The sequence below is a fragment of the Rickettsia endosymbiont of Thecocarcelia acutangulata genome (assembly GCF_964263195.1).
In the GTDB taxonomy this organism is placed as follows: Bacteria; Pseudomonadota; Alphaproteobacteria; order Rickettsiales; family Rickettsiaceae; genus Rickettsia; species Rickettsia felis.
In genome coordinates this window covers 146383-171171 of sequence record NZ_OZ181652.1, presented here as the reverse complement: position 1 = coordinate 171171, position 24789 = coordinate 146383, and the positions used below count along the sequence as shown (strand labels likewise).

The following is a 24789-nucleotide window of genomic DNA, read 5'->3' as shown; positions in this document are numbered from 1 at the left end:
GATCTTACTCATTATTTTCCGGAGCAGTTGTTGTTTCAGTCTCTTCTTGAGCCTCATTATTATTTGCCCTAGGATCAAAAGGTACTTGAGTAGGTACAAAAGTCGGCGGTAATAATCTACTAGTAAAAAATTTATCTTCGTAATACTTAATTTTACGAGATTTTATAGGCGGAAAGGATTCTATTAAAACAATTTGCTCATCTCTCGGTAACTGTATTACTTCTTGAGGTAAAAGTAAAGCTCTTTGAACTTGAGAAACGTTTTGGGTTCTAGTAGAAATATTAAGGTCAAAAAATAAAGGTTTACTAAATGATCTTTGTTCTACCGTCTTATTACCGACAAGCTGCGATATTAAATTTGCCGTTTCATAGTTATTAGCAGCAAAAGTAATACGGTATGTTGCATTAGATAAGAAAGAATTCATCCCTGCATCTTCATATGTTCCTTTTAACTGCTGCGTATCTTGAATAATCAAAAATAACCGAACTCTATAACCTCTAAAATAAGCTATACCGGCTTTAAAAGTATCCATCTTTCCAAGCGTCGGGAACTCATCAAGTAAGAACATTACCCCATGCGGTTCTTCCTTTAAATCCGGCATTTTACGGCTTAAAAATTCTGTCGCCTGCTGATAAAACACCTGCATTAATTTTTGTAAACGCTGTATATTATCAGGTGTTAACCCTACATATACGGTTGTTTTTACTTTTTTAAATTCTTGTACGTTGAAATTAGAAGATGCAGTAGCCGAATCAATAAGCGGGTTTGCCCATAATTCAAGCGATGAGTTCATTGTAGATATTACGCCCGAACGCTCTTTATCGGCTTTTTGTAAAAACGCTGCAATATTCATATATGCAACAGGATGTATTACACCGCCAATCGTATCGAGTACGACCGCTAGATTATAAACTACGTCGTCACTTCTCATGGTACGCACTACTTCACCGAAAGATTTAGTTTTAGTAGGATCGGCTATTAAATATAAAGTTACACCTAAGAATAAACTTCGTGCTTCATTATTCCAAAAATCCTTTTCCGGCATTATAAGATTTGAAATTTTCTGCACGTCATCAACCATCTGCCCGGGCTTAGTACTAACCCAATCAATCGGATTGTAACAATGCGTAATACCATCGGGATTAGAAGGCTCCCATACAAAAACTTTCTGACCTTGTTTCTCACGCCAACCGCTAGTCAAACCGTGATTTTCGAGTTTTATGTCATGTACTACTACCGAATCACTCCAAAATAACAGATTAGGTATCACAAAACCCACACCTTTACCTGAACCTGTAGGAGCAAATAATAAAGCATGCTGGAACCCGTCTGCAACAAAATATCCACCGGCATCAACACCTATTAACATACCTTTTTTGGATCTAAGACCAGCAGCCTCTATATCTGACGGATTAGCCCAGCTAGCATCTCCATATACTTTTTCCGGTTGCTCAAAAAATTGTAATGATTTTATTCTTTCAAAATTTTTAATGTAAAATATTATGACAACAATAGCGGGACCAAGAAGAGATGCAAGTAGCTTCAATTTTAAATAATTATAGTCAGCAATTTTTAACTGCCCCCAAACGTTAATAAGCCAGTAAGCCCACTTATAAGCAATATTTATAGCATTTATATCTACACCTAAAGCTCCAACCTCATTAGTAAAAATTGCAACAAATGCACCGCTTATCCAAATGGTACAAAAAATAACAACCGGATGAATTATAGCATGACCGAATATATTCCTAGTAACTTTAAGTATCTTATGCCATTCCATGAATTGATATTCCTAGTTTTTACTTATTACTTAATATTGTTAATATTCCTACTAAACTGCCTATGTCATTCCTGCGAAAGCAGGAATCTAGTACTTTAAAGCTTTTTAAAAGCTCGATTTATCTCGCTTTATCCTGGATTCCTGCTTTCGCAGGAATGACATAAACGAACTATATACTTTAATGAAGAATAGGTATACGAAGATCAACTTCAAAAAGAGCAAGGAGTTCACAAGGCGAGGAGCGGAGCGTATACTTAATACGCGAGCACCGCAGAACTTGTAGAACGACGTAGCCAATTTTTGAAGTTCATCGAGTATACGCTACACCATACCCTCAGCATTCTTATTCTTCTTATAATACACTTCCGAAACATATCTTTTCCCACCGCTACCGCGTTTTAACTGCACAACGATATCTACAACGGTTAAAATATACTTCTTTACTTCTTCAGGCGGCATACCAAGATCTGCTTGCATAACCATAAGCTTTAACTGCTCAATAGCCATAGCAGGACTATCCGCATGTAGTGTTGATATTGAACCGGGGTGACCTGTATTAATAGCACGCAAAAAACTAAAAGCTTCCTTACCTCGAAGCTCACCTACTATAATTCTATCCGGTCTTAAACGCAAACATGCCTCTATTAAATCTTGAGTAGTAACATTTGCACGTCCCTGTCCTCCTTTGGAAGCAAGTAAATGCACTCTGTTAGGATGGCTTGATAGCACAACCTCACGAGCATCTTCTACAGTAATTAATCTTTCTATTGCAGGTATTTCAGTAAGTGCAGCATTAGTAAAAGTAGTTTTACCGGTTGAAGTACCGCCGCTAATTATGATATTTTTCTTTGAAACAACTGCATGTCTAATAAATTCTTTAATCTTTTTTTCAGCTAAGAAATTATTTAAAATTACTGCATCTTCATCTACTAAACTCTCTGTTGCAGTATTATCAAATGCTCCCATTTTAGCATATTCATCTAAAGTTAGATTCATACCGCTAGGCTTTCTTATAGAATAAATGATTTGTCCTATCTCACAAGCAGGAGGAAATACTATTTGAATACGATAACCGTTCGGCAAAGTTGCAGAAAGTAAAGGCTTTTCTTCCGAAATCATCTGTTCGGTAGATTGAGCAACTAAACGCCCTAATGAAAGTAGATGTTCACTATCCAATTCCGGTATTTGCTTAGAATATATATCGCCTTTTTTTTCAACCCATGCTTCCCCAGGCTTATTAACCATAATCTCGTTAATACCATCTTCAGCAAACAAATTTTTAAAAGGAAGTAAAAACGTCTCTAAGGCTGCAAATTCTTCATTCATTTCATTACCTTTGATTTTAATAAAACGGCTTTTGGGAATTTATAATCCTTATTAACATATATTCTAACCGGCGTACCTTGATTAACCGTTGTCGTCGGCTTAAACTGCTGCTGCGTTATCATATTTTGTACAACATTCGTCACATCCGTAAAAGCTTGAGTAGAAGCTTGTTGTGCTTGTGTCGGAGTCGATGCTATAGAGGTAGTAGTAAGCAAACTTGAAGCTGCCGTATTAACTGCCTGTACTAAGGTTTGAAGTCTCTGCTCAGCAGTATTCGCTGAAGAAGCAGTTTGTGCTGTTGTACATGCTTGAGTCATAGTAGTATAAGCAGTCGAAGTTTTATCGGTAATAGCAGCAAGTATATTAGTACAAATTGTAACTATCCTAGTATCTGCATCCATAGCGGTATTAGCCGCAATAGTTTGAGCAGTATTTAACAATTGTGTTGCCGTAGCACTATTGGTAGCTGCTGCCTGTGAATCTATAGGAGGCGGCACTAACTTATCAAGAACTTTAGCAAGACCTATATTAAAGCCGGATTGTAATACGGCATTTGCAAATTGTTCTTTATATTTATTATCAACTCTACCTTGTAGTCCTGGTCTACCTAAATTATCAACTGCAGGGGAGTCAAATTCTATAGTATAACCGTTGGTCAAATCTATTCTATCCCATATTATAGATACTCTACCATAACTGCTCGAATCAGTTGAGGTTGCATATTTACCGAATATTTTTGATCCTTTCGGTATCAATATAACTTTATCTTTCTCAGAAAATACGTCTCTACTAATAATGGCTCTTATTTCACCGCCAAGATCACTATTTATTGCCGTTTCAAGTACTGCATCAATTAATTTACCGCGTCCAAGAACCAAAGACATATCGCCACGATCTTTAAAGGTCGCTTCTGCCGTAATCTGTTCCTGTGTTTTTTTAGGCTCTACACCACCAACTAACACTATAGCTGATTTTCTTTTTGCTTCACGACGTTGCTTCTCTGCATCACTCTCAACTAACGTTCCTGAAGTCGAAGGCAACGAAACCGGCGGCAATGGAAGCGTTTTGTCTTTATTCTCTTCTACAGGAGTAGTAGGAGGTAAGACCGGCGGAACTTCTACTACCGGAGGAGGAGGTGGTGGAGCAGTAGGCGTCTCAAGCTTAGGCGGCTCAGGTAACTTTGGAATCTCCGGAATATTATCATCAACATCAGTAACAGGTTTTACAATATTAGTCGGCACTTGAGTCTCCGGTATTTCTTCTTTTTTATTAGCGAAAAAAAGAGTATAAAAAATATATATAAAAATACCGCAAATTACGACTACTATCGCAATACTCTTATTAAAGCTAACTGAAACTTTTGATAATTCTCTCTGTACTTCAGGAGCATCTGCTCCTGATAAAGAACCGGTATTATTATTATCATTATTATTTTGCTCTTCAGCCATATCTAAATTATATTAGTTAAAGTGTTTTATATCTCGTCATTGCGAGGAGCCGTTTTTCCGTCATTGAGAGGAAAATTACAAAGTAATTGACGAAGCAATCTCAGGAGTTTGTGTTATTTCATGAGATTGCCACACAGCCTACGGCTGCTCACAATGACGTATCTACCTACTAAAACCTTGCCATGTAATTACTATTTTTCTTAGGATAGTAAAATTTAATTACATATACTAAATCCCTTTCATTACCCATCATAAGTTCCGTAGAAGCGATATCAAATTCATAAGTTCTTTTATTAGTTATAATAGTCATATTTGTACGGATATCTTTTTCAAGAGGCTTAATAAATAATCTATTTGCCAAAGGAGTTATTTTCCAAGCATAAGCATCCCCGAGAATTATATTTTGGATTTCTTCATTTTTGGCAAATTCTATATGCGATTGAAAGCCAAAATGCAAAACTAATAAATAAACTTCATTTGGATTATATATATAAGTTTTTATCCTATTATCTTTAGTTATAGATAAATCATCTACATAATTATTACTACTATTATTACATAGATCATCTACAAGTGGACATTCTCTTTGTACTGTAAAACCACTTAATAATATAAAAACTAAAAAATAAAATCTAACTATTGTCATCGTCTACCCTATATCCGTTAACTTGAAACCCTACCGGATTTATGTCAAGTTCTGAATCTGTTAATTGCATAGGCACATAAGCATAACTTACTACCGCTATTTTATTATAAACTAATTGGCTTCCTGATGTTTCATTTACGGAAAATCTAACTATATATTTATCTGCTGCGATTTTTGACCATGATTTTATTACTAAAAATGTAGTATTATCTTCTTTATATTTTATCGTAGGATCAAAATCTTTATTTCTTATATAGCCAAGATAATTATAATAAACACCGCTTGTTGAAAATAATCTTATTGTTGTACAAGCTATAGTTGCAAAATCAACTGGATTATATGTTTCCCGTGCCGTTATGTATTTCTTTATAAAATACCTTGTAAGAGACTCATCCGCCGTTAACACCGGGGATGAAATAGGTTCTACCACTGAGGCACGTCCGGTATTACTATTAAGCTGAATAACAAAAGGATCAAACTGTTTGGATTTTACTACAAATGCTATTACTAAAGTTGATATAACCATAAAAATGGTTAGTAGTATTATTAATATGATAAGTAAGTTACGTTGAACAATTAACTTATCAGATCGCTCTTCATACCAATTCTGAGTAATTTTTAAAGGATTAGCCGATTTAATACTTTCTTGATTTTGTGTATCTCCTGAACCGCTTTTCGAGTTGTTACTTGATTTAAAGAAGCCAAATATATTATTCATATCAAAGGTATTTTTATTATTACATTGTTATTGTGTAAAACTATTACTTTTATGCTATATTTACTGAATTAACCGGTCTTCTTATACAAGGATTTACGCTTAAACTCGATTCATCATCTATATCAGCAGAAACGCACGGGCTTTTAATTTCATAAGGAACTGAAGGGGTACATGACAACAATTGAGCAAGCATAATTAATACTAATAGAAACTTTAATGATTTTAACATTCTAATTATACATTATTAAATTATCTTGTTACTATTTTAAAATTACCTTACTATACAATAGTTCACAAGCATTTTTTGAAAAAATCTATTTATAAATATTAAAAAGATTGTAAACTATTATACTCTGAAGTAAATAAAGAGTAGTTATACGAAGTTCAACTTGAGAGCAGAGCGTACACTTAATACGTGGCTACCTGCGGATTTATAAATATATTGTTGCCAATTTTTCAAGTGGGACGAATACAACATAATAACTACCATCAATAATTGTTATTGTATAATTTTAATTTTAAAGTTATACAATATTTGGTATTGTAGCAACAATATAAACTTATTTTATAGCTTAAATAACATTAAATTAACAAATCATAATCATATTATAATAATTATGATAGAGTTAAAACAGAATAAAATTAGATATTAATCTAGTAATTATGGACCCATTAACCAACGCAATACAAGAATATATAAAATCCGGCGAATATTTTATTGATGCAAGAAAATGGTATAATTTTAAGTATATCTTACCGTTAAGTCATAGAAGTCTTCTGCTTTTAATATGCACGATTTTTACCTTATTATTAACCTTAAATTGTATAAATATCAACATATTGCTACCAATAAACAAAAAAGTAAGTTATTTAATAAAAGATGATGCCGAAAAACAAGCTACCGTTACTAATACTAAACATTCGTCACTCGCTAATCCTTATATCTCTGTTGCAAATATTATTCTTCAGAATTATGTAAAACAACGGGAAAAATATAATTACGATATATTAAAAGAACAATTTACCTTTATCAAAAATGCTTCTACGAGTATTGTTTATATGCAATTTGCTAATTTTATGAATATTGATAACTCATTATCACCGGTCATAAGATATCAAAAACTATATAGACGCTCAATTAATATATTATCAATTAACAATATAAACGATAACGAGGCAGTTGTTACTTTTGAATCATTGGCACAAAATAGTACGGGTGAAATTTTAGAAAATATGGTATGGGAAGCAAGAATCGGATTTATAATGGATTCTATCAGCACAAGTACATCACCTGATATGCCCTTCAATTTTACCGTTACTAGTTACAAGCTAAAGTTATTAAGGAATAAAAATCAGAAATAATATGAAGCAACTAATAATATTTTGTACTTTTATAATACTTACATTAGATGTATTTGCTCTTACTATATCACGACCTCTAGGTCGAGACCCGCGTCTAAGAGTTATGACTTATAACCCTGACGATGTTTTCAAATTCACAGGATATTACGGCTATCAAGCAAGTATAGAACTAGCAAGAGACGAGGAAATAGTCAGTATTTCTATGGGAGATACTACTTCATGGCAAATAGTACCTGCCGGTCATAGGATTTTTATTAAACCAATGGAACCGGATGCTACTACTAATATGACTTTAATTACTAATAAACGGACTTATTTCTTTGAACTATATGCCGCCGAAACTCTTGATATGCGTGATCCTGAAATGGTCTTTAACGTAAAGTTTCTTTACCCGGATGACGAAAATGACAATATGAGCAGTCATATGCAAACTTTTTCTGCTTCCCTAGCCAGTCCCGATCTTACTCATCCTGAAAAATATAACTTTAATTATTATATTAGCGGCAGCGAAGAAATAGCTCCTATTAAAATTTTTGACGATGGCGAATTTACTTATCTACAATTTAGAGATAAAAACGCTGAAATTTCCGGTATTTTTGCTGTAGATGATTCACTTCGAGAATCTTTAGTAAATTATCGCCTTGCTCAAGATAATCCTAATATGGTGATCCTTGAACAGGTTTTTCCTAAGCTCGCTATACGTAAGGGTAAAAAAGTCACATGCGTATTTAATCAGTCTTTCAAAGCGTATTAATGTCTACCAACGTCATTGCGAGGAGGTATTGTTGCGTGGTTCAGTTTACCTCTGTCATCCCGTGGCTTGACCACGGGATCCAGTCTTTTTTAAAATTTTTTTAGATACCGTGGCAGGGCCACGGTATGACAATGTAATGTCACATTTAATATACTTTCTTACTTTGATTTTACTAACTAGCGGCTTATTTATAATGCTTACAAGCCGTAATTATATTCATAAAATTATCGGGCTTGGAATATTTCAAAGTTCGGTATTAATATTTAATTTAAGTATTGGAAAAATTAAAACAGGCGGTGTACCTATTTTACAAGATGGGCTAACTACTTACACAAGCCCTTTGCCTCATATATTAATGCTCACTGCTATAGTAGTTGGGTTTGCTACTCTTAGCGTAGCTTTAAGTTTAATATATCAAATTTATAAACATTTTGGTACAATATCAGAAAATGAAATTAATTTTGATAAATATACTCCTGTGAAATGAAGAGTTGTTATACGAAGTTCAACTTGGAAAAGAGCAAGGAGGCTGTAAGCCGAGGAGCGGAGCGTATACTAAATACGTGAGCATCCGAGGTCTTACAAAGACGACGTAGCCAATTTTTCAAGTTCAACGAGTATAAATGATCCTAGCTAACCATTTCCCTATCATACAAATATTATTGCCTTTATTCGGGGCTTTACTCTCAATAATATCTTTTCGCTTTATTACCTTTGCACGAGTAATTACTACGATTTGCATTTTATCTAGCCTTTTGGTCAGTGTTTATGGATATAGCATTATACAAAATACGGAGCTATCTTACACCATGGGAGGATGGACTTCAGAAATAGGAATAGAATATCGGCTAAATTCACTAAACCAAGCTATTATTATTTATCTTAACTTGGTTTTATTATTCTTTTTAGTTTTTTGTCATAAGATTACTAATCGAACAATCTTAAAATATATCAACAATAATAGAAAATCTTTATTTTACGGTATATTATTATTCGCTCATACGGGCTATTTAGGAATGATTGCCACTAATGATTTCTTTAATCTATATGTATTTATAGAAATTTCGGCACTTAGTAGCTATGTCTTGATAGCCTCAGGTAATAACCCAAAATCTTTAATCGGAGCTTTTGACTATTTGATAATGGGTAGTATTGGTGCAACTCTTATTCTTATAGCCATAGGATTTTTGCTAAGCATTACGGGTAGCTTAAATATGTATGATGTTGCATCTTATTTACAGGAACATACTAATTCCCGTATAATCACTATAGCTATCGGTTTTTTCTTAACAGGAGCTATTTTAAAAACTGCTTTTTTCCCTATGCACTTTTGGATGATGAGAGCTTATAATAACACGGCTTCGGTTATTTTAGTATATTTAGCAGGGATTTCTACTATAGTAGGAATATATATAATATACAAATTTACTTATATTATTATAGGCTATGAGACGATTAAAATTTCTATTACAAATTTTATAAGACCTATAGCTTTAGCTACTCTTATTATAGCTCCGTATTTTGCTTACCGAGCAGAAGACTTCAAGAATATTATCATTTATTCGTGCTTTACTCAAATAGGCTATGTATTCCTATTATACGTTACAAAGGGCGGTATAATAATTTTACCGAGCTTATTACTTGCGGACAGTATAAATAAAATAGCTCTTTTCTTGATAGATGCTTATAATGAAAGCTATAAAAAGAATTCTAACAAAGTTTTAACTATAATTATTATTATTTGCAGCTGCGGCTTACCTATCAGCCCATTATTTTTTATCAAAATAAATATTCTCGAATTATTATTTAGACAAAAACTATTATTAGATTTTGTTATAATCTTACTAAGCTCCGTAGGATCACTATTTTATCATTATAAAATGGTGAAAGTTACTTTTTGGAAGAATTGATTAACCTTTGACATTATGAAAATCCCTAGTCATTGCGAGAAGTTGCGTTAGCAACGACGCGGCAATCTCATAAGATAATATAAAAAACTCCTGAGATTGCCACGCCAGCATAAATGCTGGCTCGCAATGACGGGGCTTTTCAAAACTGTCTGGTATATAGGTCAAGCCACGGAGTGACAAGGGAAAGGAAAACATGATTACACAATTTACTACTCCGAGTCTTTTGATTCTATCAACTTTGCTAGTTGGTGCATTAAACTTAACTAGTCCGTATGCCACTAAAAAAGATAGTTTTATACGTAATTTTTTGCTTATTACTATCGCTATTTTTTTCTTCGGTAATATTTCAATTATAGATTGGTTGTTTTTAAAAGGTATTAGAGCAGGATTTGAATTTAATATATTCGGTAATTACTCTATAGGATTCCATCTTGAACCTTTAGGGCTTATATTCTTGAGCTTAATAGGCTTTTTATGGATTTGTGCTTTACTTTACACTCCTAAATATCTTGCTATTAATAATATAGAACACTCTTCTAGATTCTTATTTTTCTTTAACTTAACTATTCTAATTGGAGTTTTAATTGCATTATCTAGCAATTTATTCACTATGTTCATTTGTTATGAGCTTCTAACTATTTCTACAGCTTTTTTAATAGGACATACCAAAAATAATATAGTACTTAGTGGGTTATATAAATATCTAAAAATTCTGATGATTTCTGCCACAATATTATTTTTACCGGCAGTGATAATTATTTATGCTAAAACCGGTAACGGAGATTTTGCAAGCGGCAGCCTAGTAGAAAATTATTTTTCTCAAAGCCAATCCATTATCTTATTATTAATGTTTATTTTTGGAATTGCTAAAACTGCAATTTTTCCGGTGCATTCATGGCTTCCTGCCGCAATGGTTGCACATTACCCCGTTAGTAGCTTACTGCATGCTGTAATAGTAGTTAAAACAGGATTATTTTGTATTTACAAAATCCTATTATATATATTCGGTTTATCGTATTTACAAATGATATTTGCCGAGCTTAACTGGTTAATTTTTATACCGATAGTGAGTATATTTTATAGCTCATTCAAAGCACTAGGCACGGATAATATCAAAAAAATACTCGCCTACTCCACTATGAACCAATTAAGCATCGCCTTACTTAGTGCTTTCATGTTAACACCTAAAGCACTTGGAGCTGCAATACTCCATTTAGTTTCGCATTCTTTTACAAAAATCTGCTTATTTTACAGTATGGGAAGTATTTACAGTTTAAAGAAAGCTGACCAAGTACAGGATTTGCATGGAACATCTAAAGAGTTTCCTTTAATTTCTCTTATTATATCTATCTCTTCATTATCATTAATCGGTATACCCATCTTTAGCGGATTTATTAGCAAATTCTCAATATTACTTGCCGCAAGCGAACAGAATCAAATTATCGTTATGATTGTCGTAATAGCTAGTAGTATATTCTCAAACCTTTACCTTCTCAAAATATTAAGCTCTATTTATAAACCTTCTTTGGTAGAATCTAGTGTAACAAAACCACTCCCCTACTCTATGCAAATTAGTATAATAATTTGTGCTTTAGCTATAACATTATTTTACTTTATCCAAATCTTAATCAGAGAATTTTTAGCTTATATTACATAAATATGTATTTACATAATTTATGTATTTACATATAATCATACAATATGCAATTATTTTTGAGGATAAATATGGCACAAATTATTAAAGCAACAGAGTTTGTACGTTCTTTTTCGGACATTATGAATAGAGTTTACTATAAAGGCGAAAGTTTTGACGTACAAAAAGGTAACCATATCGTAGCAAGAGTTTCACCTGCAAATACAACTATTAAGCCTACAAAAACTTTAAAAGAATTTCTTGAGCATGCTCCTATATTAGATCCTGGGGATGTAGATGACTATATAAAAATTGTTCAAGAAGTAAGAAACAGTACAAAACAAGATATTAAAAAATTGGTTGAAAAATGGGATTAATTATTGATACATCAATACTTATAGCTGCAGAAAAGAAAAAACTAATCTTAGATGAGTTACTGCATTCTGAATTAAATTGTATTGCTTCAGTTACATTAACCGAATTATTAGTAGGAATGGATAGAGTTAATAACGAAAATAAACGTATAAAATGTTTGGCTTTTATAGAATATGTAAAAAGCTTATTTACTATACTACCGTTCGGAATAGAAGAAGCCTATACATACTCTCACATTATTCATTATTTATATAAAGCAAATATCACTATAGGAACCCATGACATGCTAATTGCAGCAACGGCAATAACGCATGGTTATTCTCTATTAACTCTAAATGTGAAAGACTTTAAAAGGATTCAAGGACTAGAGGTTTTAACAGCTTCTTCTAAAGATTAAAATGTTTATTCAAAATAGCAAATTTACATTTCCGCTTACTAATTTCGAGCTTATGTTTGATTTTAATCTGCAAAATCAGCTAATAGCTCTCGCATTTCTAATTGTTACTGCTATCTTAAGTCTTTATACAATTTCCCAAAATAGAAAATTAGAGACGCTAATAGGTAGTTTATACTGTTTATCCTCTATTATATGCGTATTTGCAGCTGATTTTATTTCCATGATAATCTCGCTTGAATTCATGACGGTTTTTGCCTGTATAATTATTTTTTGTGACCAATTAAAAATAAAACCGGCACGTCAATATTTCCTCACTCATTTATTCAGCAGCGGGCTAATTTTAATTGGCATGACTCTTCTAATCCAAGCAACAGGTAATACAGCTTTTATTTCTTTAACGGAATCAGTGTATAATTTTGAGTTACCGGCAATATTCATACTTGCAGGTTGTTTGATTAATGCCTCGGCTATTTTTGTAAACGGCTGGGTGGTTAATTGCTATCCTGCAGCTTCAGGTAGCGGTATTGTATATTTAATAAGTTTTACTACTAAAGTTACTTTAATTATCATTTTAAAATTATTTAGCGATCTTGAGATACTTAAGTTTTTTGGAATATCAATGATTATTTACGGGTTAGTATTTTCTCTAATTGAGAAAAACCTTAAACAATTAATATGTTATCTTACCGTATCACAGCTTGGCTTTATATTAGCGGCTATTAGTATAAATTCTCCAAACATAGCTTATCTTATTACAAGCTTTATATTCATACATATACTATATAATGGGTTATTTGCTTTATATTTTACCTATATAGAAGATGAATACAGTATTAAAAATTACCAAGATCTTCAAAATACTCAAGTTAATCTTATTCTATTAGGCATGTTTGTAGTTAGCATATTAATATATACATCTATACTGCCTATTAATTCTTCTTATATCAAAGACGGAATTGCCAATCTTTTAGATGCAAATAATATTATTATATTTTCCAAGATAGCAACTTGTACCGTATTATTTGGATTGTTGATGGAGAGTTTGCACGTGTCATACTGTGGCTTGTCCACGGTATCCAGTAAAAAAATAAGCAATGATAATAAATATTTATGGATACCGTGGTCAAGCCACGGTATGACAAAAGTATTTTACTTCTCTTTCTGTATCATAACTTTATGCGTGTGTTTATTCTACCCTATTCAAATATCACATACTGCTAATTTTAAGCTAGTTATCCTTACAATCTCAGTATCATTGACTTTAATATTTAGAAAAATACCACGCATTTCGACAGAAAACATAAACCTTGACCTATACCAATATATTGAAAAATTTATATATTTCAGTATCGATAAATATAAAGAAACGACAGACAATACCGAAGATACAGAAGAATATCTTAATTTTAAGGTTATTTGGGATAATATTTTAGATAAAATATCTGCTTGGCATAATCAGCAAACTGCTATATTTATTGTATTATTTCTATTAATTATTTTGATTTTAACATTACAGTAACTCAACGTCATTGCAAGCGAACTTTAGTTCGCACGGCAATCCAGAAAAATAATAAAAAAATTCTGTAAATCAGAAATTTTTTACTGGATTGCTTCGTCAATTACTTCGTAATTTTCCTCGCAATGACGGTTTTAGGAATAACAACATGAAACCACCAATTGCAAATAAACAAAATTACAGCTTTGAAGCCCAAGGGCAAACAATAAACGATGATTATCAATGGCTGCGTGATCCTAAATGGCCAAATGTAGAAGACTCTAAAATTTTAGATTACTTAAAGGCCGAGAATAAATATACCGAAAATTTCTTTGCCGATCTGCAAAAGGATAAGGAAAAGATTTTTGAAGAATTAAAAGGACGAATCAAATTAGACGATGAGTCAGTTTATGTTAAGAAAAAAGACTACTACTATTACCATAGAGTAGAAAGCGATAAAAATTATCCGATATATTATAGAAAGTATAATAGTATGGAAGCACGTGAAGAAATAATATTAGATGTTAACCTTCTTACTCCAAACGGCGGTTTTACCGATGTTGCCAAAGTCGCAATGTCACCTAATCAAAATTTAATGGCTTATAGAGTTAATTTTACAGGTAATGAGCAATATAATATCAAAATATACAATCTTAAAGAGCAAAAATACTTACCTGATAATGTAACGGATATAGCTCCTACTGTGATTTGGCATGAAAAATTAAACGGCTTTTTCTATATTACTATTAATGAGAATCAACGCTGGGATAAGGTAATGTTTCACGCTCTAGGTGAAGATATTACTCAGGACAAATTAATATTCGAGGTAAAAAACCCTCTTCATTTTATCAGCTGTGAGAAATCTGCAAGTAACGAATATATTTTTATAAATTCAGGCGATTATAATGAAAATGAAATTTACGTGATTTCTATGCAGGATGATAATTTTACTCCTAAATTAGTACGAGCTGCAGAAAATAAAATATTCTATGATGTAGAACATAATGGCGATTATTTTTATATTAAAACTAATTATAAAGCTAAAAATTTCCATATTGTAAAGCTACCGGTAAATAATTTTGAAAATGCTAATTGGGATGATATTTATATTAAGGAAGAACAAGACAAATATTTAAAAAGCTTTGAAGTTACAAATAATTATTTAATCTTAAATTATCGTGACCAAGGTTTACCGCTAATTAAAATAAAGCGATTTAAAGATTTACAAGAAAAAGCAATTCATTTTCCTGACGAAAGTTTCCAAGCAAGTAGCTTTTCTACAAACTTTGAGGAAGACGATATCAGAGTAAATTACTCTTCTCTAGCAAGACCAAATACCACTTATAACTACGATTTTGATAGTGATAAATTAACGATATTAAAGAGACCCAAGAAATACCATCAGGCTTTAATCCTGAAGAGTATAAAGTAGAGAGAATATTTGCAGATAATGGCGACGTAAAAGTACCTATTACTTTATTCTACAAAAAATCTTTATTTAAAAAGATGGCTCAAATCCTTTATATCTAATGGGATACGGAGCTTACGGGATTAGCATGCCTGTCAATTTTAGAAATACGGCAGTGACACTTGCTGATCGTGGTTTTATTTACGCAGTTGCTCATATTAGAGGTGGCGATGATCTAGGTCATGGCTGGTATGAAGCAGCAAAATTTTTAACCAAAAAAAGAACCTTTGAAGACTTCATAGCTTGTAGTAAAGCTTTAATTAATGAGCAATATACAAGTAACAACAATATAGTAATAATGGGCGGTAGTGCCGGCGGTATGTTAATAGGTTATGTCCTCAACGAAAAACCTGAACTCTATAAATTAGCCGTTGCTCATGTACCATTTGTAGACGTACTTAATACCATGCTTGATGAAAGCTTACCGCTAACTCTCTTGGAATATAATGAATGGGGTAATCCGAAAGAGAAAGAATATTTTGAATATATTAAATCATATTCCCCTTATGATAACGTAAAAGCACAAAACTACCCTGCTCTATTCATTACTTGCGGTATATCCGACCCACGTGTAGGTTACTGGGAACCTGCTAAATGGGTAGCAAAATTACGAGAACTAAAAACAGACAATAATCCCTTATTATTAAAAACGAATATGGATACGGGACATAAGGGTTCTGCCGGTCGCTTTGATTATTTGAAGGAGACGGTCGACGAATTAGTATTTATTTTTAAGGTATTTGATGTAGGGGTTTAAAGATTTTGGATAAATAAACGTCATTGCGAGGAAATTGCATAGCAATTGACGAAGCAATCTCAGGAATTTATTATTATTTCATGAGATTGCCACGCAGCCTACGGCTGCTCGCAATGACGATTAGTTATCCACACAAACAATGCCGTCCTCCTCCACGGTATGACAGAATAAATATAAAAAACCACATGCATAAAAATTACCTAGAACAATTACAAAAATTACCGATTACTTTAATTTTACTAATTAGCTTAATTTGCTGTATTGGTTTTATTGTGCTTTATTCTGCAGCAAATAGCAATTTGCAGCCTTGGGCTTACAAACAAATTATAAATTTTTGTATATTCTTGCCGTTAGCTATTGTTGTTGCATTGATTGATTTGCGTATAATCTTCAGATTATCATATATTTTCTATTTTTGCGTACTCGCTTTACTAGTTGCCGTGGAGCTTTTCGGTTCAACTGCCATGGGCGGTAAAAGATGGATTGATATCGGTATAGTTAAGCTTCAGCCTTCCGAACCGATAAAAATTGCCGTTGTACTAATGCTTGCGAGGTATTTCCATCTACTCACAATTGATGATCTAACAAAATTCCATAAAGTTATCATACCGATTATAGGAGTTTTAATACCGGCTTTTCTAATAATTAGAGAACCGGATTTAGGTACGGGAATGATTGTTTTAATTGTTTCGGCAATTATATTTTTTGCAACGGGTTTTAGAATAAAATATTTTATAATATTAGGTCTTGCTGCTCTTATTAGTCTGCCTATTGCTTGGAATATGATGTATGATTATCAAAAAAAACGGGTAATGGTTTTTTTAGATCCCGAACATGATCCGCTTGGTGCTAGCTATAATATTATTCAGTCTAAAATCGCTATAGGTTCAGGTAGCCTATTTGGACGCGGTTTAAATCAAGGTAGCCAAAGCCATTTAGATTTTCTTCCCGAACATCAAACAGACTTTATCTTTGCTACCTTTGCCGAAGAGTTCGGCTTTATAGGAGGAATGTTTTTACTAATATTATATTTTGCACTTATAACTATTTCTTTATTAATTGCCGCAAATTGCCGAGAAATTTTTAGTAAATTAATGGTAATAGGTATTACTTCGATTTTATTCAGTCACGTATTTATTAATATAGCTATGGTTATGGGCTTGCTTCCCGTAGTAGGTGTACCTTTACCGTTTATTTCTTACGGCGGAACAATGATCGCATCCATGCTAATAGGCTTTGGGCTTGTGATGAATGCTCAGGTACACGGGCATACCACTTTAAACTAGTTCAATTATATTTATAAAATTGATAATATAAATTAATAACAAGTTGCACTTCATTTCTTTATTTATCGTATAAAGCGAAAATTCCTATTGACTTTTATATAAAACAGTATAGATTTCTTTACAATTTAATTTTTTATAAAGAAACGATGCTAGGATATGCAAAAGAACAAAGAAGCTTAAATAGAGAACAAAAACAAGCTGTGGGTATTTTATCTATAGGTACTTTTCTTGAATATTTTGATTTAATGATTTACGTACATATGGAAGTGCTTCTTAATGAGCTATTTTTTCCAAAAGCCGATACTCAGACTACCACTATATACTCAGCTGCTGCTTTTTGTTCTACATTTGTTTTTAGACCCTTTGGTGCCTTACTTTTTGGATGGATAGGCGATAAATATGGACGAAAACCCACAGTGATTATAACTACTATTTTAATGGCTTGTTCTTGTGCTATTATGGCTGGATTACCTACTTATGCTCAAATAGGAATTGCAGCTACTTGGATAGTTACCGTGTGCCGTGTCATTCAAGGTATGTCATCTCTAGGAGAAATAATTGGTGCAGAACTTTATCTTACCGAAACAATAAATCCTCCTAAACAATATCCCGTTGTATCATTAATTACCTCTTTTTCTATTCTTGGAGGGACTGCAGCTCTAGGTCTAGCATCGATAATTACTCATTTCGGTTTTAACTGGCGTATAGCTTTTTTTATAGGGACATTCATTGCTATAACAGGAAGTTATGCTAGGACTCGTTTACGTGAAACTCGTGATTTTATAGATGCTAAACAACAAGTTAAGAATAGTTTTAATAAAGCCAATATGGATATAAAAATACTTGAAAATGATCCAATTTGGAAAGAAAAAGTTCATTGGAAAACATCTCTATATTATTTTTTAATTCAATGTACGTGGCCCGTTACATTTTTTATTGCATATATATATATATATTGTAGCAATATCTTAAAAGATTTTTTCCACTATACTTCTGAGCAAGTTATAACTCACAATTTTATTGTATCAATAATACAATTCTTTGGCTGTTTAATTTTTAGAGTTTACTTAAGTAGTATAGTGCATCCTTTGAAAATTCTTAAAATATTTTTAGCTATATTTTTATTATTTATCTTACTTTTTCCTCATTTTTACTAAATAACCTTAGTTCTCCTATAGAATTACTAATTTTGCAGTCGATTTTGGTGATTGTTGCTTTGGGAAATGCTCCAGCTGGACCAATTTTCTTTAAACATTTCCCAGTTTTTAAGAGGTTTACTTATTTGAGTTTTTTATACTCTTTATCTCGGGCTTTAACATACCTAGTTACTTCATTTTGTATTGTGTATCTAGTAAATTACTTTGGTCATTGGGGGATATTAATTATATCGATTCCTTTAAGTATAAGTTATGGATTCGGGATATTGCATTTTGAGCAGTTAGAAAAGAAAAGTCAGAAATACTTTTAGAAATAACATAATTATCTTCTAATTTTTTTAAACTTTTTAAACATAGTTCTAATAGTTTATTTTTTACTTTTGGTATTCCTAAATACATACTTAAAATTAAAAACTTTTTTAGTGTCTCTTCAATTATTTTCCTAGCCTTTTCAGACGATTTAGCTCCTAGCGTTTGAATGTTATGTATGCGATCAAATAATTTTATAAGAGCTGTATCATGTCGTTTTTCATTAATTAATAGATTTAAGCTTTCCTCTGCACTAATTTTTCCATATGGTTTGATTCTAGTTAAACCCTCTACGTGCTTTGCTACTTCCAGTCCAAAAATTGCGGTTATCATTTCTTCAGTAAGTTCTGTATCCTCAATAGTATCGTGAAGCAAAGCGGCTTGCAGCATAATAGCATTATAAAGCTTAGGGGCTTCTTCGGCTACAAACTCTGCGAGCATAATTGCTACTTCAATCAGGTGAGAATAATAAGGATCACCTGATTGACGCATTTGTAAGCCGTGATATTTGCGAGCGTAGTAGATACCTTTTTTAATTTCTTCTATATCAACAGGATTTTTTACTTTAGTGTTTAAATATTCAATTTTGTCTAATAGTTTTTTAGCGTAAACGCAAGTTTCAAACTTTTCTTTCCAAGAGCTTAAATCTTCCATAAAAGTTATTTTCTTATTTTTGTTAATAATAGTTGATTACAATTATAGTAAAAATTAAAAAATTGCAATAACAAATAGCTTTTTAACTTTAAATATATTAATAACTTTTGGTTACATTGTATTTAAGCAACTTCATTCTGTTTTATTAGTTGCTTTAGCTTCTTGTTCCTGCTGTAATTTATATTCTGCTGCTTTTTCTTCTACATAATTTAAAAAGAAATAAGTAAAAGTTAAAAAACTAGTAAGAATAATAGCAAATGTTATTAATATTAATTTAAGCTCTTTCCTTGCGTTTTCAGCTTTTAATCTCTTTTCTTCCTCTTCATCAATATAAGATTCAGAGATTAAAATTTCTTCTTCTTTATTTTCCATATTTTAACTCTTTTAAATTAACTTATATATGAATGATAGAGCTTAATTATCACCTGAGAGAAGTAATTAAAATAAGTCAATAACTATAATTGTTGATTGTAATAATTATATATTTAATAAATCCTCTTTCTCTAAAATACTGTATTTTCTATTTGACGAAAGAAACATCACGAAAAAAACACCAAAGCAAAGTAATGTTAGAGATAGCAGAGCATAATAAAGATTTTAATTTGTCGAATGCCCAAGGAAAAAGACGCCTAATAAAAACTGTGTTTTCGACAATTAAATTAACAGGCAAAAAGCTTGACTTTATACTGCATTTGCCATTCGATAGATTTACGAATTTGTCGAAAGTCAAGAAATGGCTCACCGTATCGTACGTATTGCGAACCTTAAACGAGTACATATTAGCCTTGATTCAGGCTACGCTTAAGCCGTGTTATGTCTTATCCCCTACCCTTAATTAGTCAAATATTAGCCTTATTCCAACCAGTATTTTTTACACAACAAACTCGTATTCAAGCAGCCCAAGTTAATACTGTTTCCCCTTTACTATAAACTTTGCTTAACTCAGTCATATCCATTTGATTAATTAATTTCTGAGCTTCTGCTTCGTTTTCTGCACGTATTGCTTCTATTAGCTTTTCATACGGAGTTCCAAAAAACCTTATAAACATAGATATATACTTATTAAATTCTATAAATTTTAATATTTTGTTAAAAATGAGCTATAGACAGAATCATAATAAGGAGTTTTAAGAATGCAATAGAAATTTAACTAAAAGTGTGAATAAATGAGTTGAGATTGATTTAAAGGATTTATTAGTGTATAGAGGGTTAGAGGAAATAATAGAACGTTTTAATAAATGATAATAATTACTTTTTTCAAGAGATTTATGGAGATAATAAAATTCTGATAAAAACTAAATTAAATAAAGAGTTAATAAAATGTTAAACGCAAAGAATGTAAATAGTAATATCCCTTTAAAAGTAGCTTTATTTACTTCATTAGGGTCAGGTCTTGAATATTACGATTTTGTTATATATAGCATGATGGCTAAATATTTATCAGATATTTTCTTCTCTGTAAATGATAGTATAAGCAGTATGATTCAAACTTTTATAGTTTTTGCTGTAGGTTATTTGATCAGACCGTTTGGAGGAACTATTATAGGAATGATAGCAGATACTTATGGGCGAAAAAAAAACATTTGTTGTGGTTATGCTAACAATGGGTTTTTCAACAATGGGAATAGGCTTACTACCTACCTATAATCAAATAGGAATTATTGCCCCTATTGGATTATTAGTATGCCGTCTATGTCAAGGTATATCCTTAGGAGCTGAGTTGTAGAGGTCAAGATTTAATCTTACAGGCACTATAAAAATTATATCTGAATGTCTGATAAGTTATGACTGTCAGATGAGTATTCAAGATATAAGATTTCATTATTCTTTTCAACAGCTAACTTCTTACTATCCTTGAAGGTCTGCATAGGATTTTTACCATAACAATATTTCCCAGAATGAGGTCTTTCATTATTATAATGTTCTAACCAAATATCAAGGTCAAGTTGTAGATCATCAAGATCAGTATAAATCTTTTTACGCATAGCCATATCAAATAATTCTTGCTTCATAGTTTTATTAAAACGTTCACACATACCATTTGTTTGAGGAGAATATGCTTTAGTAGTGTTATGTTCAATGCCCTCAATGCTTAAGAACAATTCAAAAGCATGATGTTCTATATTTCCTTTATATTCACCACCTCTATCAGTTAGAATACGAAGCACTGGTATTTGCTGACTCTCATACCACGGCAGTACTCTATCATTAAGCATGTCAGCAGCGGTAAGAGCTGTTTTATCAGTATATAATTTAGCATCTGCGACCTAGTATAGCTATCAATAAATACCTGAGAATATACCTTGCCTATACCTTTAAAATTACCTACATAATATGTATCTTGGCATCCTAGATAACCTGGATGCTGTGTATCAATCTCACCATGGGCTTCTTTTTCGCTACGCCGTTTCTCTAATACTTGTAACTGAGCTTCGTTAAGAACAATACCATCTTGAGCCATCTTTGCTTCTAATGCTTTAAGTCTTTTATTGATATTATTTAAATCATTACGTAGCCAAATCGATCTAACTCCTCCAGGTGATACAAGAATACCAGTCTTTTTAAGCTTATTTGATACTCTCATCTGACCATAAGGCTGGGTATTCTATTGCCATATCTAATACTGCTCTCTCTACTGCTGGTTCAACTCTATTCGCTATAATTGGCTTCTTCCTGCTGATCTCATATAACGCCTCTTCTCCACCAGTTTCATATAGCTCTTTGAACCTATAATAACTGTCCCTGCTGTATCCCATTGCTTTACAGGCGGACGATATACTACCAAGACTCTTAGCTAATTCTAGTAATCCTATTTTTGGCTTTATTATTTTTTGATTTAGATTCATCTCTAATCCTCCATTTAATATTTATCTTATTTTACTAAATGTAAGATTAAATCTCAATTATTGCACATAAAATGATATAAATTTTTTCTTTTATATTAAATTCTATAGACATTTCTAAAATTATTTTGTGAATTATTGTCATACGGCTTTGTTGCAGGACCCGATTTTTTAATTATTTTTTTGGATTGCCACGTCGCTTTGCTCCTCGCAAGGTGTTGTTACGTGGATCAATTTCACCTCTGTCGTCCCGTGGCTTGACCACGGGATCCAGTTAAAAATACTAAAATTATTAGTATTTTTTATTGTTTTTATGGACCTAGTTAGCAAGCGAACTAGGTGACACAGTAGGTTTTACCGGTCTACGCAACAATGCCTCCTCGCAATGACTGTTCGGGTATCCATGCAACAATGCCAACAAAGATAGACAATGACAAGTATGAGAGATATTACTAAGATAAAGCTATAACTATTTAGCTATAGGTAAACTATTTTCTGCTTGATTTTCTTCAATTTCATTAATCTTAGAAACTAAATCAGATTTCTTTTTTGAGGAAAGATTAGCAAGTACTATTGCATTTATTAAAAATAATGTTGTAAGTATTATAGTGCTTTTAGTAAGAAAATTACCGACCGTTTTAGCACTGACTACTCCCATATTATTACTGCCGCTTATACTACTAATTCCATCCGATCCGCTACGCTGCATCAGAATAACTATAATTAGCAATATTGCAATAGTAATATGTACAAAAAGAAGAATGTCCATCATAAATATAAATATTTTTAGTGGTGCGGGCTAGTGTACGATTTGCTAACCACCACAGCTAAACGACAGTATATAAGCAATAGTTTTCTCATGCAACAAAATTTACAAGCAGCATAAAAATTTAAAGAATAAGGATTATCGTTGTTTTAATTTATACTTCGGCATTATCTGGGTTCATTGATCCAACTAAAACAGTCTCATTTTCATTATTATGAGTAGCTTCTTGTAATTGTGTATGAGATAATTGTGCTAATCTAATTTGCAATAATTGAGATTTAATCTTACATTTAGTAAAATAAGATAAATATTAAATGGAGGATTAGAGATGAATCTAAATCAAAAAATAATAAAGCCAAAAATAGGATTACTAGAATTAGCTAAGAGTCTTGGTAGTATATCGTCCGCCTGTAAAGCAATGGGATACAGCAGGGACAGTTATTATAGGTTCAAAGAGCTATATGAAACTGGTGGAGAAGAGGCGTTATATGAGATTAGCAGGAAGAAGCCAATTATAGCAAATAGAGTTGAACCAGCAGTAGAGAGAGCAGTATTAGATATGGCAATAGAATACCCAGCCTTATGGTCAGATGAGAGTATCAAATAAGCTTAAAAAGACTGGTATTCTTGTATCACCTGGAGGAGTTAGATCGATTTGGCTACGTAATGATTTAAATAATATCAATAAAAGACTTAAAGCATTAGAAGCAAAGATGGCTCAAGATGGTATTGTTCTTAACGAAGCTCAGTTACAAGTATTAGAGAAACGGCGTAGCGAAAAAGAAGCCCATGGTGAGATTGATACACAGCATCCAGGTTATCTAGGATGCCAAGATACATATTATGTAGGTAATTTTAAAGGTATAGGCAAGGTATATTCTCAGGTATTTATTGATAGCTATACTAGGGTCGCAGATGCTAAATTATATACTGATAAAACAGCTCTTACCGCTGCTGACATGCTTAATGATAGAGTACTGCCGTGGTATGAGAGTCAGCAAATACCAGTGCTTCGTATTCTAACTGATAGAGGTGGTGAATATAAAGGAAATATAGAACATCATGCTTTTGAATTGTTCTTAAGCATTGAGGGCATTGAACATAACACTACTAAAGCATATTCTCCTCAAACAAATGGTATGTGTGAACGTTTTAATAAAACTATGAAGCAAGAATTATTTGATACGGCTATGCGTAAAAAGATTTATACTGATCTTGATGATCTACAACTTGACCTTGATATTTGGTTAGAACATTATAATAATGAAAGACCTCATTCTGGGAAATATTGTTATGGTAAAAATCCTATGCAGACCTTCAAGGATAGTAAGAAGTTAGCTGTTGAAAAGAATAATGAAATCTTATATCTTGAATACTCATCTGACAGTCATAACTTATCAGACATTCAGATATAATTTTTATAGTGCCTGTAAGATTAAATCTTGACCTCTATACATTAGAAATAATTACTCCTAAAAATGGCTCATAGTAATCATTAAAACTCGTTGGCATACGAACACTTATTGCCTTGCTTAAACTTCTCTTGCCTCTAACCCATTTAACAAATGGTTTTGTTTCAGACCTCCTGATTTCTTCAAATGTGCTGATTGCTAATATTGGCTTAATATGCTGCATGTCAAAGTTCTCAAACCTTACTATACTACTGAATATTAATTCTTCGTTTTTAGTGATGTTTTGCATACCT

Annotated in this window: 21 protein-coding genes and 4 pseudogenes; 13 read left to right on the top strand and 12 right to left on the bottom strand. The window is 32.2% G+C overall.

The window, feature by feature from the left end; all coding sequences use genetic code 11:
- Nucleotides 1-4: 4 nt before the first annotated feature.
- The 6 genes from ACE38Q_RS00915 to ACE38Q_RS00890 all read right to left on the bottom strand — a co-directional run bounded on the left by ACE38Q_RS00915 (nucleotide 5) and on the right by ACE38Q_RS00890 (nucleotide 6147).
- Nucleotides 5-1780 carry a type IV secretory system conjugative DNA transfer family protein gene (locus ACE38Q_RS00915; protein ID WP_500189729.1) on the bottom strand — a complete coding sequence of 592 codons (1776 nt, stop codon included), beginning with the start codon at nucleotides 1778-1780 and terminating at the stop codon, nucleotides 5-7.
- A gap of 321 nt (nucleotides 1781-2101) precedes the next feature.
- Nucleotides 2102-3106, bottom strand: coding sequence for a P-type DNA transfer ATPase VirB11 (gene virB11 / locus ACE38Q_RS00910; protein ID WP_500189728.1), 1005 nt, complete (start codon nucleotides 3104-3106; stop codon nucleotides 2102-2104).
- Nucleotides 3103-4554: a TraB/TrbI/VirB10 family type IV secretion system protein gene (locus ACE38Q_RS00905; RefSeq protein WP_500189727.1), complete on the bottom strand. Its 1452-nt coding sequence runs from the start codon at nucleotides 4552-4554 to the stop codon at nucleotides 3103-3105. Before ACE38Q_RS00905 ends, virB11 begins: the two co-directional genes overlap by 4 nt.
- A 169-nt stretch (nucleotides 4555-4723) precedes the next feature.
- Nucleotides 4724-5200 (bottom strand): TrbG/VirB9 family P-type conjugative transfer protein, encoded by a 477-nt coding sequence (locus ACE38Q_RS00900; RefSeq protein WP_500189726.1) that lies wholly within the window; start codon nucleotides 5198-5200, stop codon nucleotides 4724-4726.
- Nucleotides 5187-5918, bottom strand: coding sequence for a VirB8 family type IV secretion system protein (locus tag ACE38Q_RS00895; protein ID WP_500189725.1), 732 nt, complete (start codon nucleotides 5916-5918; stop codon nucleotides 5187-5189). Before ACE38Q_RS00895 ends, ACE38Q_RS00900 begins: the two co-directional genes overlap by 14 nt.
- A 49-nt stretch (nucleotides 5919-5967) precedes the next feature.
- Nucleotides 5968-6147, bottom strand: coding sequence for a DUF2706 domain-containing protein (locus tag ACE38Q_RS00890; protein ID WP_500189724.1), 180 nt, complete (start codon nucleotides 6145-6147; stop codon nucleotides 5968-5970).
- 434 nt (nucleotides 6148-6581) lie between these two features.
- Here ACE38Q_RS00890 and ACE38Q_RS00885 point away from each other — a divergent pair, with 434 nt between their 5' ends.
- The 11 genes and pseudogenes from ACE38Q_RS00885 to ACE38Q_RS00835 all read left to right on the top strand — a co-directional run bounded on the left by ACE38Q_RS00885 (nucleotide 6582) and on the right by ACE38Q_RS00835 (nucleotide 18823).
- Nucleotides 6582-7280 carry a VirB8 family type IV secretion system protein gene (locus tag ACE38Q_RS00885; protein WP_500189723.1) on the top strand — a complete coding sequence of 233 codons (699 nt, stop codon included), beginning with the start codon at nucleotides 6582-6584 and terminating at the stop codon, nucleotides 7278-7280.
- 1 nt (nucleotide 7281) lies between these two features.
- Complete coding sequence (gene virB9, locus ACE38Q_RS00880) at nucleotides 7282-8034, top strand: P-type conjugative transfer protein VirB9 (RefSeq protein ID WP_500189722.1); 753 nt, start codon at nucleotides 7282-7284, stop codon at nucleotides 8032-8034.
- A 136-nt stretch (nucleotides 8035-8170) separates the two neighbouring features.
- Entirely contained in the window at nucleotides 8171-8521 is a 351-nt protein-coding gene (locus ACE38Q_RS00875; protein WP_500189721.1) for a Na+/H+ antiporter subunit C, read from the top strand.
- Nucleotides 8522-8696: 175 nt separating this feature from the next.
- A complete protein-coding gene (locus ACE38Q_RS00870; RefSeq protein ID WP_500189720.1) occupies nucleotides 8697-9944 on the top strand; it encodes a proton-conducting transporter transmembrane domain-containing protein in 1248 nt (415 codons plus the stop codon).
- A gap of 193 nt (nucleotides 9945-10137) precedes the next feature.
- The gene (locus ACE38Q_RS00865; protein ID WP_500189719.1) at nucleotides 10138-11601 is read left to right on the top strand and encodes a proton-conducting transporter transmembrane domain-containing protein; all 1464 of its coding nucleotides are present in this window, start codon (nucleotides 10138-10140) and stop codon (nucleotides 11599-11601) included.
- A gap of 68 nt (nucleotides 11602-11669) precedes the next feature.
- Nucleotides 11670-11954, top strand: coding sequence for an antitoxin (locus ACE38Q_RS00860; RefSeq protein ID WP_500189718.1), 285 nt, complete (start codon nucleotides 11670-11672; stop codon nucleotides 11952-11954).
- Entirely contained in the window at nucleotides 11945-12349 is a 405-nt protein-coding gene (locus tag ACE38Q_RS00855) for a PIN domain-containing protein (protein WP_500189717.1), read from the top strand. The genes ACE38Q_RS00860 and ACE38Q_RS00855 overlap by 10 nt, the downstream gene beginning before the upstream one ends.
- A 1-nt stretch (nucleotide 12350) precedes the next feature.
- The gene (locus ACE38Q_RS00850) at nucleotides 12351-13868 is read left to right on the top strand and encodes a proton-conducting transporter transmembrane domain-containing protein (RefSeq protein ID WP_500189716.1); all 1518 of its coding nucleotides are present in this window, start codon (nucleotides 12351-12353) and stop codon (nucleotides 13866-13868) included.
- Nucleotides 13869-14013: 145 nt separating this feature from the next.
- Nucleotides 14014-16069 (top strand): annotated as a pseudogene (locus ACE38Q_RS00845) (S9 family peptidase).
- A 185-nt stretch (nucleotides 16070-16254) separates the two neighbouring features.
- On the top strand, nucleotides 16255-17355 hold the full coding sequence (rodA, locus tag ACE38Q_RS00840) for a rod shape-determining protein RodA (protein ID WP_500189715.1): 1101 nt from the start codon (nucleotides 16255-16257) through the stop codon (nucleotides 17353-17355).
- 146 nt (nucleotides 17356-17501) lie between these two features.
- Nucleotides 17502-18823: pseudogene (locus ACE38Q_RS00835) on the top strand (MFS transporter).
- On the opposite strand, the gene ACE38Q_RS00830 reads toward ACE38Q_RS00835, so the two are convergent.
- From ACE38Q_RS00830 to ACE38Q_RS00820, 3 genes are all read right to left on the bottom strand, one after another.
- Nucleotides 18738-19475, bottom strand: a complete 738-nt coding sequence (locus ACE38Q_RS00830; protein WP_500189714.1) for an HD domain-containing protein — start codon at nucleotides 19473-19475, stop codon at nucleotides 18738-18740. The pseudogene ACE38Q_RS00835 and the gene ACE38Q_RS00830 sit on opposite strands and share 86 nt — an antisense overlap.
- 132 nt (nucleotides 19476-19607) lie before the next feature.
- Nucleotides 19608-19847: an RP671a family tick cell line-upregulated protein gene (locus tag ACE38Q_RS00825; protein WP_039594906.1), complete on the bottom strand. Its 240-nt coding sequence runs from the start codon at nucleotides 19845-19847 to the stop codon at nucleotides 19608-19610.
- A gap of 518 nt (nucleotides 19848-20365) precedes the next feature.
- A complete protein-coding gene (locus tag ACE38Q_RS00820) occupies nucleotides 20366-20524 on the bottom strand; it encodes a hypothetical protein (protein ID WP_500189713.1) in 159 nt (52 codons plus the stop codon).
- Between the two features lie 271 nt (nucleotides 20525-20795).
- Here ACE38Q_RS00820 and ACE38Q_RS00815 point away from each other — a divergent pair, with 271 nt between their 5' ends.
- Nucleotides 20796-21122 (top strand): MFS transporter, encoded by a 327-nt coding sequence (locus tag ACE38Q_RS00815; protein WP_500189712.1) that lies wholly within the window; start codon nucleotides 20796-20798, stop codon nucleotides 21120-21122.
- A 113-nt stretch (nucleotides 21123-21235) separates the two neighbouring features.
- Here the strand turns inward: ACE38Q_RS00815 and ACE38Q_RS00810 are convergent.
- Nucleotides 21236-22321 (bottom strand): annotated as a pseudogene (locus tag ACE38Q_RS00810) (IS481 family transposase).
- A gap of 466 nt (nucleotides 22322-22787) precedes the next feature.
- Nucleotides 22788-23090: a preprotein translocase subunit SecG gene (gene secG / locus ACE38Q_RS00805; protein ID WP_500189711.1), complete on the bottom strand. Its 303-nt coding sequence runs from the start codon at nucleotides 23088-23090 to the stop codon at nucleotides 22788-22790.
- Between the two features lie 322 nt (nucleotides 23091-23412).
- Here secG and ACE38Q_RS00800 point away from each other — a divergent pair.
- Nucleotides 23413-24499 (top strand): annotated as a pseudogene (locus ACE38Q_RS00800) (IS481 family transposase).
- A gap of 34 nt (nucleotides 24500-24533) precedes the next feature.
- Here ACE38Q_RS00800 and ACE38Q_RS00795 read toward each other — a convergent pair.
- Nucleotides 24534-24785 (bottom strand): hypothetical protein, encoded by a 252-nt coding sequence (locus tag ACE38Q_RS00795; RefSeq protein WP_500189710.1) that lies wholly within the window; start codon nucleotides 24783-24785, stop codon nucleotides 24534-24536.
- Between the last annotated feature and the right edge of the window lie 4 nt (nucleotides 24786-24789).

Bases quoted from the DNA above. Each gene is read 5' to 3' on its own strand.
- ACE38Q_RS00855 (WP_500189717.1), top strand. From the start codon at position 11,945: ATGGGATTAATTATTGATACATCAATACTTATAGCTGCAGAAAAGAAA.
- ACE38Q_RS00885 (WP_500189723.1), top strand. From the start codon at position 6,582: ATGGACCCATTAACCAACGCAATACAAGAATATATAAAATCCGGCGAA.
- virB11 (WP_500189728.1), bottom strand. From the start codon at position 3,106: ATGAATGAAGAATTTGCAGCCTTAGAGACGTTTTTACTTCCTTTTAAA.
- ACE38Q_RS00825 (WP_039594906.1), bottom strand. From the start codon at position 19,847: ATGGAAAATAAAGAAGAAGAAATTTTAATCTCTGAATCTTATATTGAT.
- rodA (WP_500189715.1), top strand. From the start codon at position 16,255: ATGCATAAAAATTACCTAGAACAATTACAAAAATTACCGATTACTTTA.
- ACE38Q_RS00795 (WP_500189710.1), bottom strand. From the start codon at position 24,785: ATGCAAAACATCACTAAAAACGAAGAATTAATATTCAGTAGTATAGTA.
- ACE38Q_RS00905 (WP_500189727.1), bottom strand. From the start codon at position 4,554: ATGGCTGAAGAGCAAAATAATAATGATAATAATAATACCGGTTCTTTA.
- ACE38Q_RS00915 (WP_500189729.1), bottom strand. From the start codon at position 1,780: ATGGAATGGCATAAGATACTTAAAGTTACTAGGAATATATTCGGTCAT.
- ACE38Q_RS00820 (WP_500189713.1), bottom strand. From the start codon at position 20,524: ATGTTTATAAGGTTTTTTGGAACTCCGTATGAAAAGCTAATAGAAGCA.
- ACE38Q_RS00865 (WP_500189719.1), top strand. From the start codon at position 10,138: ATGATTACACAATTTACTACTCCGAGTCTTTTGATTCTATCAACTTTG.
- ACE38Q_RS00900 (WP_500189726.1), bottom strand. From the start codon at position 5,200: ATGACAATAGTTAGATTTTATTTTTTAGTTTTTATATTATTAAGTGGT.
- ACE38Q_RS00895 (WP_500189725.1), bottom strand. From the start codon at position 5,918: ATGAATAATATATTTGGCTTCTTTAAATCAAGTAACAACTCGAAAAGC.
- ACE38Q_RS00860 (WP_500189718.1), top strand. From the start codon at position 11,670: ATGGCACAAATTATTAAAGCAACAGAGTTTGTACGTTCTTTTTCGGAC.
- ACE38Q_RS00815 (WP_500189712.1), top strand. From the start codon at position 20,796: ATGTTAAACGCAAAGAATGTAAATAGTAATATCCCTTTAAAAGTAGCT.
- ACE38Q_RS00830 (WP_500189714.1), bottom strand. From the start codon at position 19,475: ATGGAAGATTTAAGCTCTTGGAAAGAAAAGTTTGAAACTTGCGTTTAC.
- secG (WP_500189711.1), bottom strand. From the start codon at position 23,090: ATGATGGACATTCTTCTTTTTGTACATATTACTATTGCAATATTGCTA.
- ACE38Q_RS00850 (WP_500189716.1), top strand. From the start codon at position 12,351: ATGTTTATTCAAAATAGCAAATTTACATTTCCGCTTACTAATTTCGAG.
- virB9 (WP_500189722.1), top strand. From the start codon at position 7,282: ATGAAGCAACTAATAATATTTTGTACTTTTATAATACTTACATTAGAT.
- ACE38Q_RS00875 (WP_500189721.1), top strand. From the start codon at position 8,171: ATGTCACATTTAATATACTTTCTTACTTTGATTTTACTAACTAGCGGC.
- ACE38Q_RS00890 (WP_500189724.1), bottom strand. From the start codon at position 6,147: ATGTTAAAATCATTAAAGTTTCTATTAGTATTAATTATGCTTGCTCAA.